Origin of the sequence: Clostridium sp. TF11-13AC (assembly GCF_003481065.1) — a bacterium.
GTDB lineage: Bacteria > Bacillota > Clostridia > Lachnospirales > Lachnospiraceae > Otoolea > Otoolea fessa.
This window is the reverse complement of the sequence record NZ_QUKJ01000005.1, coordinates 1-404: the sequence shown is the minus strand read 5'-3', so window position 1 is coordinate 404 and position 404 is coordinate 1.

Here is a 404-nt window from a genome sequence, read left to right as displayed (position 1 = left end):
TATGATAATATAAATAAGCTGTCGATGAGACAACAACAAAGAACCTTGAAAACTGAACAGTATGTAAAACCCTGAAAATTCTAAGAACAAAGGCTTTTGGTTAAGCCTTGAAGTTCAAGAGAACATTCAGAACATTCGCGATAAAAACGAGTCCATGACTGCTTGCAGGCATGAGCGAGTTGAACGCGATGAGCAAAATGCAAATTTTGCGAAGAACCAAAACAACAGTAATAACGGTTAAAATTAGCCAAGCGAAATTTTGACTGGAATCAGACACAAGGTAACATCTTGTGACTAGGTTCGTGGGAGACCTCGCCAAGTAACAAGATGTATGTTTCGACTAAACTCGAAACGACCTCGTTAAGTCGAAGACTATAACATGAGAGTTTGATCCTGGCTCAGGA